The 14,410-nt window shown below is 41.4% G+C and carries 11 protein-coding genes; 3 read left to right on the top strand and 8 right to left on the bottom strand.

The window, feature by feature from the left end; genetic code table 11:
* The first annotated feature begins 132 nt into the window (after positions 1–132).
* From ACHSBP_RS12395 to ACHSBP_RS12385, 3 genes are all read left to right on the top strand, one after another.
* Positions 133–2,727, top strand: coding sequence for a TonB-dependent receptor (locus ACHSBP_RS12395; RefSeq protein ID WP_395388975.1), 2,595 nt, complete (start codon positions 133–135; stop codon positions 2,725–2,727).
* Between the two features lie 239 nt (positions 2,728–2,966).
* Positions 2,967–4,076, top strand: a complete 1,110-nt coding sequence (locus ACHSBP_RS12390) for a DUF3083 family protein (RefSeq protein ID WP_395388973.1) — start codon at positions 2,967–2,969, stop codon at positions 4,074–4,076.
* Positions 4,077–4,130: 54 nt separating this feature from the next.
* On the top strand, positions 4,131–5,240 hold the full coding sequence (locus ACHSBP_RS12385; protein WP_010560209.1) for an isocitrate/isopropylmalate family dehydrogenase: 1,110 nt from the start codon (positions 4,131–4,133) through the stop codon (positions 5,238–5,240).
* Here the strand turns inward: ACHSBP_RS12385 and ACHSBP_RS12380 are convergent.
* From ACHSBP_RS12380 to ACHSBP_RS12345, 8 genes are all read right to left on the bottom strand, one after another.
* Positions 5,232–5,684, bottom strand: coding sequence for a hypothetical protein (locus ACHSBP_RS12380; protein WP_010560208.1), 453 nt, complete (start codon positions 5,682–5,684; stop codon positions 5,232–5,234). The two genes, ACHSBP_RS12385 and ACHSBP_RS12380, sit on opposite strands and share 9 nt — an antisense overlap.
* Before the next feature lie 136 nt (positions 5,685–5,820).
* Positions 5,821–6,765: a LysR family transcriptional regulator gene (locus tag ACHSBP_RS12375; protein WP_010560207.1), complete on the bottom strand. Its 945-nt coding sequence runs from the start codon at positions 6,763–6,765 to the stop codon at positions 5,821–5,823.
* Positions 6,766–7,003: 238 nt separating this feature from the next.
* The gene (locus ACHSBP_RS12370) at positions 7,004–7,252 is read right to left on the bottom strand and encodes a hypothetical protein (RefSeq protein WP_010560206.1); all 249 of its coding nucleotides are present in this window, start codon (positions 7,250–7,252) and stop codon (positions 7,004–7,006) included.
* Positions 7,253–7,264: 12 nt separating this feature from the next.
* The gene (locus ACHSBP_RS12365) at positions 7,265–8,344 is read right to left on the bottom strand and encodes a CsiV family protein (RefSeq protein WP_010560205.1); all 1,080 of its coding nucleotides are present in this window, start codon (positions 8,342–8,344) and stop codon (positions 7,265–7,267) included.
* Positions 8,344–11,811, bottom strand: a complete 3,468-nt coding sequence (gene mfd, locus ACHSBP_RS12360; protein ID WP_395388971.1) for a transcription-repair coupling factor — start codon at positions 11,809–11,811, stop codon at positions 8,344–8,346. Before mfd ends, ACHSBP_RS12365 begins: the two co-directional genes overlap by 1 nt.
* Positions 11,812–11,826: 15 nt before the next feature.
* Positions 11,827–12,714: a carbon-nitrogen hydrolase gene (locus tag ACHSBP_RS12355; protein WP_010560203.1), complete on the bottom strand. Its 888-nt coding sequence runs from the start codon at positions 12,712–12,714 to the stop codon at positions 11,827–11,829.
* A 2-nt stretch (positions 12,715–12,716) separates the two neighbouring features.
* Positions 12,717–13,754 carry an agmatine deiminase family protein gene (locus tag ACHSBP_RS12350; protein WP_010560202.1) on the bottom strand — a complete coding sequence of 346 codons (1,038 nt, stop codon included), beginning with the start codon at positions 13,752–13,754 and terminating at the stop codon, positions 12,717–12,719.
* Positions 13,755–13,814: 60 nt separating this feature from the next.
* Positions 13,815–14,396 carry a PilZ domain-containing protein gene (locus tag ACHSBP_RS12345; RefSeq protein WP_010560201.1) on the bottom strand — a complete coding sequence of 194 codons (582 nt, stop codon included), beginning with the start codon at positions 14,394–14,396 and terminating at the stop codon, positions 13,815–13,817.
* Positions 14,397–14,410 lie beyond the last annotated feature (14 nt).

Genomic DNA, 14,410 nt, shown 5'->3' with positions numbered 1-14,410 from the left:
TATATCCGAAGCCATGTTTCTAGCGTCAATTTAGGAACAACAATCTGTATCTGAAAGTGGGTAATGCAACAAGTTATTCACTTAGTTGAAGTGCTTTCAACTAAAGGGTTAGACAACTAATAAAGGTTTATTATGAATAAAACTAAATTGGGCTTAGCGATTGCCGCAGCAGTTCCACTATTCTCTGCTCATAATGCTGTAGCAGCTGAAGAAACGTCAGCAAGTGCTGTAGAACGTATCGAAGTAACAGGTTCACGTATCAAACGTACTGATATGGAAACAGCAAGCCCGGTAACAGTGATTGGTGCTGATGAAATTCGTGCCTCTGGCGCAGCGTCAATTGATGCCGTTTTACAAAAAATGACTGCTGCAAGCGGTGCAATGACTAACCCAGCAGTAAACAATGGTTCTGGTGGTAATGCGCGTGTTGATTTACGCGGTTTAGGTGCACAACGTACATTAGTACTTGTTAATGGTCGTCGTATGATCAACTCAGGTACAGGTGCTGCATCAACCGTTGATTTAAACACAATCCCAGTGTCAATGATCAAACAGGTTGAAGTACTAAAAGATGGTGCTTCAGCAGTATACGGTACTGACGCAGTAGCGGGTGTTGTAAACATTATCTTAAAAGATGATTTCGAAGGTCTAGATATGAACCTTAACGGCGCGATTAGCGGTGAGGGCGATGCAGACGAAACATCATTTGATATCACAATGGGTTCAAGCTTTGACCGCGGTAACGTGGTAATTGGCTTACAATACACAGACCGTGGCGATGCGTCTCAAGCGGACCGCGATTTCTCTGATTGTCCAATCGAAGAAGATTTCGACAATGGTAGCTTCTACTGTGGTGGTTCTCCTTACTCACCGTTCGGTCGCGTATGGGGTGACACTGCTGATCTTCAAGGTAACGCAGACGGCAGCTGGCATGACTATGTAACTGAAAACGATGCGTATAACTTCTCACAGGCGAGCTATTTATATACGCCAATGCGTCGTTTAAACCTAACGGGTGTTGGTAACTTTGACCTAACTGACGATACACGTTTAGTAACTGAATTCACTTACTCAAAGCGTTGGTCAGATCAGCAAATGGCACCACAGCCAGTATGGTTTGATTTTAAATACGATGCTGACGCAATGGGTGATTCACTATTATCTCACGGTGTAGTTGATGGTGAGGAGATCTCTTACGGCCGTCGTATGACTGACGTTGGTCCTCGTGGTTACGAGCAAGTTGTTGATACAGTTCGCGCAGTAATTGGCTTAAACGGTGAATTCGATAACGGTTGGGGCTGGGATACGTCAGTTGTATTCGGTCGTAACGACTCAGTTGACCGCGCTACAAACTTACTAAACATGGGCTCAATTCAAGACGCTATCAGCAAGCAAGAATTCAACCCATTAGATCAAGGCGACTGGTCAAAAGAGAACTTAAAGCCTTACAACTACACTGAAAACAACTCAGGTGGTAGCCAGTTATTAGTTCTTTCAGCTGGTTTAAACGGCGAAGTAATGGAATTACCAGCAGGTTACGTAGGTTTTGCTGCAGGTATCGAGCACCGTGAAGAAAAAGCATGGTATGTGCCAGATTCACTTACATCACAAGGTTTAGCTAACGACCCTCGCGTTGATCCTACAGGCGGCCGTTTTGACGTAAATGAAGCTTACGTTGAATTAGCAGTACCACTTCTAGCTGACGCACCGTTTGCAGAAATGGTTGATTTAAGTGCAGCAGTACGTGCATTCGATTACAGCACATTCGGTTCTGACGAAACGTGGAAACTAGGTTTAACATGGCGTGTAAATGATGAGTTTATGGCTCGTGCAGTACGCTCAACCGCTTTCCGTGCACCAACAGTTAACGAACTATATGCAGGTCAAGGTCCGTCATTTGAGCAAATTGATTTACCATATGCTCAAAAGCAAGCTGAAGTAACGGTTGGTGGTAACGAAAACCTAACACCAGAACAAGCTGACACACTAACAGCTGGTTTTGTATATGCACCATCTTGGTTAGACGGTTTCTCAATGACGGTTGATTACTTTGATATCGAAATTGAAAACGCAATCGCACGTGAAAACGAGCAATACATTGTTGAAACATGTCTTGATGCGACAGGTCAAAACGTTAATAACGATTTAGCACTATGTCAGTTCGCATCTGTTAAATATAACGACAAAACACGTCGTGTAACGTTTAACAACCAACTTAAAAACATTGGTACTGAGCACACTAAAGGTTACGATGTAAACTTCAAGTATACATTCGACGCACTTGGTTTAGCTTGGCGTACTGGTCTAGATGTAACAATTCTAGACGAATACACAGTTGAATCGGCAGGCGCAGGCAGCGTAGATTACGCAGGCCTAATCACTTCGGGTCTAGGTAGCTACGCAGAGCTAAAAACTAACTTAAACCTTAAAGTGTCTGGCGACAACTGGGATGCACAGTACGAAGCGCGTATGATCGATGGTGTTGATGACTACTCATGTCAAAAAGCAGACGCAAAATGTTTAGTACCAAGTGTTGGTACTGTGGTTTACCACGACATCAGCGGTTCTTACATGCTTAATGACACTGTGTCATTACAAGCTGGCGTAAACAACTTATTTGATAAGCAAGCGCCTTACTACACAGGTAACAACGATTCAAACACTGACCCGTACACGTACGATGTACTTGGTCGTCGTTTCTTCGCTGGTGTAAACGTTAAGTTCTAATTTAAGAATAATTAGCGATAAAGCCGCAGGTTAATAACCTGCGGCTTTTTTATTCACAAAACGATCATTGTGATGTCATTCAAATGTAATATTTGACATTAATTATCGAATAAAATGCGTTGTAAACTACTTCAAGAATGCATTTCTCGTCTATTTAATTTACCTGTCACTAAACTGCAAACTAATTGTCATTAAACCCACCTAAGCTCTCGGCAAATCCACAATTGAGTTGAAAGCACATGGGAATCATCAGGAATAGAAGTTTAATTAGTCGTAATAAGCAGCAAGATAATCGCGTTTATGTACCGGCTGATTCAAGGGATAATCAGTATGTGATCGCGGAGATCGCGGTAAATGACGCGCTTGTTGCACAATTATCTGACAAAACACTTAACCCATCGCCAAAAGAATTACTTTCGTTATTGCTTAACAAGGTAAGACGTATTGTCGCAAACCATGAGATAGATTTTGTTGCCTTGATTGCGTCAAACAAGTTTATCCGAGTACGTTATGGTGTTGATAATGAAATTAACACCACTAATGAGCAGCACATCGTTTACTACAACCCAGAAAAAAGTAAAGGCGTGGTGGGTGTATGTGCAGACGATGCAAACGCAATCCACTCTTTTCGCTTAGTGTGTTTCGCTACCGGCGAAAATTTACGTGAAAATGCAGCGTTATTTCATCAAAAAGTTGTGATGTTGGTAAATGAGATTAAAGCGGCGTTTAGCTTTGTTGATGCAATTAAACTACAAGATCACCAACACATTAGTTTCGGACTTGAAAAGCACTCTTCGGCTACCCAATCGAAAGCTCATGGTTTTCGTGTTATTGAAAAACGTTATGAAAGCTCTGGTTTAACCTTGCCGCAAGAGCGCAACAGTAAAGCCTTTATCGTGGTAAAAGCCAATTTTAGTGAGCTACTGAGTGAAAAAGTGCTGAATCATGAATACGATGTCAGTCAGATACATGGTGAAGTATCACACTTGTTTATTCAACTTGCACAAGAAGCTGGCATCAGTCATTTAGCCTATGTTGCATCGAATCGCTACCCGGTTGTTAAGTCAAACTTAGTCTCAGGCAGTGCTAATCAAAACGGTGAGCTAGTGAGTTTAAATTTTGGCAATACAGAACATGAAGTGATCCAATTAATTGACGACGACTACATCAACAGTAACGCCTATTTAGTATTTTACATGCCTGAAAACTGTGTAGTGAAAGCAGGGTATGCTGCCTACATTAACAAGGTGATTAAATTGATTGATAAACTTGGCCAAAAGTTGCACCTCGCTGAGCACGACAAAGCCATGTTACTAAGGTTTTATCAACACTTTAGTTATAAAGCTTGAACCTAAGCTTACATATTTGTCATAGTGTAGGAAAATAAATCAATCAACCACACTATGACAATCCAGTCCAATCAAGAATTTTGTGTACCTTATGTTGAAGGTGATGGTGTAGGCCCAGAGTTAATGAGCTATGCCCGTGCCGTCGCTGATCAGGTGCTTAAAAAGTGCTATGGCGAGCAGCGTAGAATTATTTGGAAAGCTGTACTTTGCGGTGAGAAAGCCGCAGCGCAGTATCAAGGTGATTGGTTTCCTGAAGAAACATTGAATGTAATTGAACAATACAAATGCGCATTAATAGGGCCTATTACCGCACCGATAGGTTATGGTTTTAAATCCCTTAATGTTGCGCTACGCCACGAACTTGGATTGCGCGCGTCGTATACACGATATGTATCACATAATGGTAATTCTCTTTATGTTTTGCGCGATAACAGTGAAGATTTACCGATAAAGCTTGAGTGGCAAACGGATTCATTTGATGGCAATTTACTTGCGACATTTTTAAAAGAAGAGCTAGGTGTCAATAAGGTGCCACTGGCAGAAAAAAGTGTAATGGCACTTAAGTATATTTCAGAAAGTGGCGTAGATATGTTGCTATCTTCTGCAACTGAGCTCGCAAAATCGCGCAATATTAAAAACATTACTATAGTGCACCATGCCAATAGTTTACCGATTTCTGAGGGCAGTGTTGTGCGTTGGGCGCTCAGTTCAATCAAGCGTTACAGTCAAAACTCAGACGATGATTCATTGCCAAAATATGTTGATGATATTGCAATTGATGTGTGCTCTTTGCTGCAGTTTTTCACGCAAAACCGCACAGAGCAGGGCGATACCATTTATATTTCAGCGAACTATTTAGCGACCATTTTAAATGAATATTTTACGGGTAGTTTAGGGCAAATAAACAAGGTAAGCCAAACTAATTTTGGCAATGACATCTGTATTTTTGAACCAAAACACGGACCGTTGCACAGTTTAGTGGGTAGTGATGAGATAACCCCAGTTGCACTGATAAATGCAGTTGTTTCGCTGTTTTATCATTTGGGTTGTTTAGAAGCGGCTAACTATCTAACAAAGGGTTTATTTGAGGCGGAAAAAAGCTTAAAGGATAACACGATATCCTTTAAGCAATTTCAAGAAACATTAGCCTTAACATTAGGCTGATAGTTTTAGTTGTGATTGATAAAGCGGTCGCAAGTAATCAACGCATTGTTGATATACCGACAGCAGCGCTGCATCAATATTCTTAACATCAACGACTTGCGCATTACCTGCGGCAGCAATAAAAGCTGCAAATACTAACGTTGGCGTGGGACAGCTGTATTTATCTTTAATTTCTAATGTTTCACCAGCCAACAGGCGAGCCGTAATGCTTGGTGTTGTAACGCTTGCAAGTTCACAGAGTGATTCATTGCTAATCGTGTGTTCGCACGGCTTAGTAATCGCTTTTCTGATTTTGCCACCAAATTCTTTTAATAGTTTGATGTAATTCTCGATAAACTGCGCCTGACATTCTGCATTATCTAAATGGTAAGTTGCTGTTAGCTGGTTAAATAAGTTTTCTTCGATGTATAAGAATTGATGTTTATGAAATTGACCTGAGCTCATTGTAATGTTCCTCGTTTTTGTTGATAAATTGGCATTTGCCTTAACAAAAAGAGTAACTAACCTAATCAAAATTTAAAAATTGAATAATTCAATTATTGATATAGATGTTGTCTATATTGCGGTGCTAAACCTAAGTTTAACTCGGTAAACTCGATGCAAACTCTGTCAGTTGCTGGCGCAGCCAAGTGTGCGCAGGATCGTAGTGCTTTATGGGGCTCCAAACCATGCTGATTTCTTGCGGCACCATTTGAAATGGCAATGGCAGGGTAACCAATGGTTCGTTTTGAAAACTCGCCAATGCCAAGCGGTTAGGAATAGTAAGCAGTAAACTTGTACTTCCGGTGATTAACGCTTGTGCTTGAAAATGACGGGTAAAAATTTGAATATTACGCTTTTTTTCCATCTGCCAAAGGGCTTCGTCAAGCTCGCCAAGCTTACTGGGATGACTATCTTTTGAAATGCGGTTTTCACTGATAATACCACTGCGACTCACCCAAATATGAGGCTGTGTTAAATAGCTATCAAGACTTGGCATTTGTGCAAACGGATTATCCTGATGACAGATCACCCTAAAATTATCGCGCCATAATCGTTTTTGATGAAATGACGTCGGCGCTTGTTTAAAGCGGTTAATTGCGATATCAACACTGCCTTCTTGCAATTCACCAAGTGAACTGTCGCCAGGGGACGTAATGTTGTAGCTAATATTCGGATAACACTCAGCGGTTTTCGCTATAAACGGAAACAGTAAACAGCTTTCAATATAATCGTTGGTTAAAATTTTAAAGGTGTGTTGCGCAGTAACCGGGTCAAATTGACTGTCGGATTGGGTGATCGATTCACTGAGGCGAATAAACTCATTGATCTGCGGTTTTAGTGCTAATGCTTTTTCAGTTGGTTGCATGCCACCTGCGGTGCGAACCAATAAAGGATCAGAGAAATATTCACGTAGTCGTTTTAATGCAGCACTGACCGTTGGCTGTGTTAAAGCAAGCTTGTTTGCAGCGCGTGAAACACTTCGTTCTTCTAATAAGACGTTTAAATATACCAGCAGATTTAGGTCAATATTGCGAATATTCATAAGTTTCTGTACAAGCTTTGCGTTAAATCAAGGTACAACTTATACCAATTTGAATATTTATGCGATGCTTCTCGCACATAAAAATATGTATTCAGAACAGTTAGATGTGAATGCACTTAGCTTAATAATAAATATGTTTGTGCGGTAATTACGGCTTAGTATTAGTTAAACTTAGCGTTATTTAAAAATAAAAAAAGCCGAGATAGCTCGGCTTTTTTACGGTATCGGCAATAAGCGATTAAAGGCCTTTCTCTGAGTAAAGGGTTACTTTACCGCCTACAAAGGTTACCTTAATGTTTGTGCTGTCATTGCCCCAAGTACAGTCTGTGTGCATGGTTTTTTCTTCACATTGTGATGCGCTGCCAAGGATCGCTTCAACTTCTTGCTTGTCTTGACCTACTTTAATTTTTTCGTAGTTTTCTAAGGTCACTTTTGAACATGCAGTTAACGTAAGTAGTGCAGCAGCAGTAATAAATAATTTTTTCATAAGACAAAGTCCTTAATGGTTATAACGACGAATTTGCATAATAATGCCGAGCTTTGGATGGTCGAAATAATGTATTTCGGAGCTTATCACACGACGGAATTGTGAAAATCGTTCGGTTTTTAATACAGTTTCAGTGAGTTGTTGCAAAGCTAAGCCATTGTCACCATCTGTAAAGTTGATGTTGTCAACGGTCTGTTCCACTAACTCGTTAAGATCAAAATCGGCTTCAATATTGAGATAATTGCGACGAATAAATACTTTAAATTTGCCTTGTAGCTGCCATGTTTGTTCAGTTAAAAGCGGGCTAGGAGTGTTTTCGAACGGTTCAACGTTGTTAACAATATCGTTTGGAAACGCATCTATGTCTGAACTTTGCGGCACGCCATTTAAATCAATTGCCTCGCTTTGTCCAAATCGCGTATATTCATTAAGTATTTGTTCAAGTGATTTCTCATTTTCTGATCTATTAATAACTGCCGATAGGTTCTTTCCACCATACAAGTACATAGGTGTCGCGTTACGAATATTACTTTCAGGTTGGCGCCAACCGGTGTGCAATAACGGCGTTAAGCCACGTCGTTTTAAGCGGCTTACGGTTTCGTTAAGCTCTAGCTGCTCTTTTGATAACAAGTAAATGTAATCGGTGTGTTCGAACGTCAGTGCATCTGGGGTAAGCGGTAACGCCTCTAATTCGGCTACATTGCTATAACGTTGGCACTCAAGCTGCGCTAAGTTATCAAGTTCATCATCGTTATTAATTTGTGATGATGTCTCAAACGCTTCAATAACGTCATCGTTACTAATGGCAGGCTGGTCAAGGCCGTCAATCTGGTCGCCATTTTCATTATCGACTTCGATACCCATGCATTCTTTATATTTCACATTTTGCAGTTCTTGATAGGCTTCAGCGATAATGTCTTTACTGTTAGTGTAGTTAATCGCTGGGAAGTCTTCGGCTGAAAGATCTTCTTTTAATTCGCTGTCGGTGGGTCTTTCAAAAAAGATCAATTCAATATCAAACCAACGTAAATTGGCGCTGGCCATAAAACTTGCGCTAAGCAGGCTTAACGGCAAAACATATTTTATTATCATTATTTTACAACCTTTTGGGCAAAGTCTCTTAGCATTGCAGTCACGAGCTTTAAGCGCTCTTGGTTATTCTTTTCTTCAATCATAAAGCGCAATTTACTGGCGCCTTCCATCTTATAAAATTGCGGATTGGATTGCAGTAATCCAATAATAAAGCTCGGATCGACTTTAGTATCTTGGCCAAATTCAAAATAACCGCCTTTGATATTGGCATCAATCTTAGTTATACCAAGGCTTGAGGCTGTAATTTTGAGTTGTTGAATTGCAAATAGGTTTTGCAACGCTTCTGGTAGTAAACCAAATCGGTCAATTAATTCAACTGACAATTCATCCATTGCATCTTTATCAGTACAACTTGCAATACGTTTGTACATGCTTAAGCGTGTATTTACATCATGAATGTAGTCGTTTGGAATAAGTGCAGGAATTTTTAAATCAACGTCACTTTGTTTGCGTAGCAAGTTTTCAAGGCTTGGCTCTTTGCCTTGTTTTAACGCTTCAACAGCTTGGTCGAGCATTTCCATATACAAGCTAAAGCCTATGCTTTCAATCTGACCGCTTTGCTCATCACCTAATAGTTCACCCGCACCACGAATTTCTAAATCGTGCGTTGCTAAAGTAAAACCAGCACCAAGATCTTCAAGTGATGAAATTGCTTCTAAACGTTTCTTCGCATCTTTACTGATAAGTTTTTCATTTGGTGTCAGCAAATAAGCGTAGGCTTGGTGATGACTACGACCAACGCGGCCACGTAATTGGTGTAATTGTGCAAGGCCAAAACGGTCGGCTCTATCAATCAAAATGGTATTTGCGGTTGGAATATCAATACCAGTTTCAATAATAGTGGTACATACCAACACGTTAAACTTTTGGTGGTAAAAATCCGACATTAATGATTCGAGTTCTTTTTCGCGCATTTGCCCATGGGCGTACTGAACATTTGCTTCAGGTACTAACGCGGCGATATCGTTTGCGAAGCTGTCGATGGTTTCAACATTGTTATGTAAGAAGTAAACCTGACCACCGCGTTTAATTTCACGAATGATTGCTTCTTTAATCAGTTCATCGTCGCTTTGACGAACGAAGGTTTTGACTGCTAAACGTTTAGCCGGTGGGGTGGCAATAATTGATAAATCGCGCATGCCACTCATTGCCATATTCAGCGTACGCGGAATTGGCGTTGCGGTGAGGGTTAAAATATCAACATCAGCACGTAGCGACTTAATTTTTTCTTTTTGGCGTACGCCAAAACGGTGCTCTTCATCCACAATCAGTAAGCCAAGATCATCAAACTTAATGTCTTGCTGCAATAACTTATGTGTTCCAACAACAATATCAATTTTACCTTCTGCTAAGCCTTCAAGCGTTTGTTTTTGCTCTTTTGCCGTTTTAAATCGCGACAATAAGGCGACTTCAACGGCAGAGTTGGCGAAACGGTCTTTAAAGTTTTCAAAATGCTGTTGAGCGAGCAGGGTAGTTGGCACTAAAACCGCGACTTGCTTAGAGTCGTTTACTGCGACAAACGCGGCGCGCATCGCAACTTCAGTTTTACCAAAACCAACATCACCACACACAAGTCTGTCCATCGCTTGTGCTTTTTGCATATCATTCAGTACGGCACCAATGGCATTTTGTTGGTCATCGGTTTCTTCAAACGGAAAGCTATCGGCAAATTGGCGATAAGCGCTGCTGTCGTGATTAAATGCGTAACCAGGCTTAACTTCGCGCTGGGCATAAATATCAAGCAATTCAGCGGCAACATCGCGTACTTTTTCGGCGGCACGACGTTTGGCTTTTTCCCACGCTTCGGAGCCCAGTTTATTGAGTGGTGCAGTTTCTAAGTCGCCACCTGAATAACGCGATAATAAATGCAGTGATGCCACAGGCACATAAAGCTTTGCTTCGTTTAAATAATGAATGGTAACAAACTCAGTACTGACACCTCCGGCGTCAATGGTTTCTAGCCCTTGGTAACGGCCGACACCGTGATCTAAATGCACTATGGGTTGACCAATTTGCAGTTCAGCAAGGTTACGAATAATTGAGTCTTGACTGACTTCGTATTTATGTTTGCGACGGCGTCTTTGAGATATTTTTACACCAAGCAGCTCTTGCTCAGTGATAATGCATAAGTTCTGCGTAGTAAGGTGAATGCTTTGCTCAAGCGGTGAAACAATTAAGCCAACATCACTGTTTGCTGCTACAAATTGATCAATAGACTCGAACTCTGAAAGCTTTAACCCAGTTGGTTTCAGCAAGGTTAATAATGATTCACGGCGGCCGTCACTTTCTACTGAAAATAAAATACGCGTGTTATTACTTTTTAACGCGCTAATGTAGTTTAAGACGTGTTCAAACGGCTGCTTAAGTTGATGGTTTACACGGATATCAGGCACTGCATCAAGGGCGATATTGCTATTGCCTGCTTTCGTACCAAGCATTGCTTGAGAGAGCGCAACGCGCGGGGAACCATTTAGCGCAGAAAATAAGTTTTCTACATTAAGATAAAGCTTTGACGGTTCGAGCAGTGGGCGTAATGGATCAACTTTACGATTTTCGAAGCGTTTTTCAATATCTTGCCAAGTTTCACGGCAGCTGTGTTCAATATCGCCCAAGGTAAAAATAACGTTGTCACTTGGTAAATAATCAAACAGGGTTGCAGTGTTATCAAAAAACAATGGTAAATAATATTCAATACCTGCGGGTAAACTACCTTGGCTGACTTGTGAATAGACAGAGCCTTTTTCATGCGCCATGCCAAAGGTTTCACGATAGTTAATACGAAAACGCTCTATGTCATCTTCGTCGGTACCAAATTCGTGCGCGGGCAATAAGTCAATTTCTTGAATGTTGTCCCGTGAGCGTTGGGTCTCCGGATCAAATTGGCGAATCGAGTCAATTTCATCATCAAATAAATCAATACGCAGCGGCGTATTACTGCCCATCGGGAATAGATCGATGATGGAACCACGAATCGCAAATTCACCATGGGCCATTACTTGTTGTACGTTGATATAGCCAACCGACTCGAGAGCGGTGCGCAACGTCATGCTATCGAGTGTGTCACCAACTTTATATTTGATTGCCTTACCGTAAATAAATTCACACGGTGCGGTACGCAACATAAGCCCCTCAATAGGCACAATCAACACTCCATTATGCTGATTTCTAAGCTGACTTAATAGGCTTAAGCGCTGGGAAATTATATCTTGGTGCGGCGAAAAATGGTCGTAAGGCAAGGTTTCCCAGTCTGGAAATAAGTTAACTGGGATACTTGGCAATAGGTAATTTAGCTCAGCTTCAAGCTTAAGCGCCTGCTGCGTGTTTTGAGTGACAATTAATTTAAATCCAGCGTGGCTTTTTACCGCATCTGAAATTGCTAAACTTAAGGCTGAACCTGCTAAATTGCCCCACGCAATTTTGTCGTTTTGGGTTTTGATCCAGGGTAAGTTAAGCCACTGACTTTGCATTAATGTCACTCCTTACTAATCTCGGTATAATTTCGTTAGATCTTGGTAATGGTCGATACGACGGTCACGTAAATACGGCCAAATACGACGTACGGATTCACTGCGTGCACGATCGATATCGGCATACAGGATTTCATCGTCATTATTTGACGCGTGCGCCAAAATTTCGCCCTGTGGACCAGTAATAAAACTATTGCCCCAGAACTGAATGCCCTTACTTTGCTCGCTTGGATCGGCTTCATGGCCTTGGCGGTTACAGGCAATCACAGGCAGTCCATTTGATACCGCGTGAGCACGCTGGGCAATAACCCAAGCATCAAGTTGACGTTGTTGTTCAGCACTGTCGTCGTCTAAATCCCAGCCAATGGCAGTTGGGTAAATTAAAAACTCTGCACCTGCCATTGCCATTAAACGCGCAGCTTCAGGGAACCATTGATCCCAGCATACTAACACGCCAAGTTTACCAATTGAGGTCTCGATTGGTTGAAAACCTAAATCGCCCGGTGTGAAGTAAAACTTTTCATAAAAGCCAGGGTCATCAGGAATATGCATTTTACGGTAAGTGCCCGCGATTTCACCGTCAGTATCAAGTACAACGGCGGTATTGTGATACAAGCCCGTTGCACGTTTTTCAAATAATGAGGTAACAATAACGACATTTAACTCTTTGGCAAGGGCACCGTAAAGCGCTGTACTTGGGCCTGGAATCGATTCTGCTAAGTCAAAGTTATCGGTACTTTCGACTTGGCAAAAGTAAAGACTGCGATGCAGTTCTTGCAATACAATTAACTTGGCACCATTTTTTGCGGCCTCTTTTATGCCAAGTACTGTTTTGTCTTGGTTATGCTGTAAATCACCGCTATTTGAATGTTGAATTGCCGCAACTTTAATCGTTTGAGACATAATTAGCTCCGTAAAAAACCGTAAGGTAATTGCATGGTAATACAGTGTAAGCTGCCAAATTGGTGAATTAATGGCAGACAGTCAATACCAACAACTTGATGTTGAGGGTAGGCTGCTGCGATTACATCAAGTGCAGCTTGATCATTAGCATCTTGGTAAGTAGGTACCAATACCTTGTTATTGATAATTAAATAATTGGCATAGGTTGCTGGAAGGCGCTCGCCATCGTTATCGTATTTCGCGTGTGGCCAAGGTAAGGCGTGCAAAGTATAAGGCTCGCCACTTTTTGTAGTGAATGTCTGTAACTGCTTAGCCATTGCGTCTAACGCTTGAAAGTGCTCATCGTTTTGATCAGGGCAAGAAACGTAAACTAAGGCATCATTTGGCGCAAAACGCACTAACGTGTCGATATGGCTGTCGGTATCGTCTCCTGCAAGGTAACCGTGATCAAGCCAAAGAAAGTGATTAACGCCTAATAATTCCGTTAGCTTTGCTTCTAGCTGTGCTTTGTTTAAATTGTTTTCACGATTGTCGTTTAATAAGCATTCGCTGGTTGTTAACAGTGTGCCGTTACCATCGCTTTCAATACCACCACCTTCGAGTGCCAGCGGCACTTTTTGTGATGAAGCGTTATTGGCTAATACTGTGTTAAATAGCTGCTGATTAATCGCATTATCTAGTTCTGATTGAAACTTATTACCCCAGCCATTGAAGGTAAAATCAAGGGCATGAAGAGTGTCACCACGATATGTGCTAATTGGCCCATGGTCACGCGCCCACGTATCATTAGTTGGGCATACAACAAAATGGACCTTGTCTAGTGTTAGGTCGTTGCTATGAAAAAGCGTACTAATATGTTGTTTTAGCGCATCATTATGCGCAACAATCACAAGTGCTTGCTGCGACAGAATTTCTTTTGCGATAGCAAGGTAGGTGAGCTCAACTTGAGGCAAAATATCGGCCCAATCAGTATCTTTATGCGGCCAAGTTAAAAGCACGGCATCTTGCAATGCCCATTCAGCTGGAAAAACAGTGTTCATAGTAGTTAACAAGGGTAATTTTGGCCAATATTAGCAAATGGCGACACTATTTATTAGTGTTTAATTGATGTTTTTCTTTGATTGCTTCTTTTTTAACACTTTGGCTTGTGTATGCAGGCTTGCTCTAACCATAAGCTCTTGATCTTGCTCTCGAATGTGGCTGAATATAAATCGTGTCTTATATCCATCTTGGTGCGGTTCACTATCCACAACTTGGGTAAAGCAAAACACTGCTGCCGCTTCATCCGCTAAAAACAGTTTGCTCCGAAAAAAACTGTTGGGGGTATAGGAAGTGTTTGTTTGCAGTACAAAGCCGCTGCCACCAAAACTTACCGTTTCTAGCTGAGCTTCGTCTTCATTTTCCGTCGCTAATATATGCGACAAAATAAGGTCAATTTTACGTGACTGTAATTTAAGGTACTGCGCTAAATCATCTGCTACATCACCTAACTGTCTGAGTGGGCGAAGGGCGGTTTGCTCTAGCACGTTTACTTCATTGGCTAGTTTAAATAGCGGTGGGATTATTCTGTCTATGTCACTGTCATCGCTAGGCAATTTATCTTCGTTAACCTGTTCTAAGTTAATGCTAATTGCGTGTTCGATTTGAAAGTATTGATTAAATTGTTCGATGAGGTCGGACATATGCATTGTAAATA

Origin of the sequence: Pseudoalteromonas sp. XMcav1-K, assembly GCF_044005875.1 — a bacterium.
Taxonomy (GTDB): Bacteria; Pseudomonadota; Gammaproteobacteria; order Enterobacterales; family Alteromonadaceae; genus Pseudoalteromonas; species Pseudoalteromonas spongiae.
This window is presented reverse-complemented; position numbering and strand designations above follow the sequence as displayed.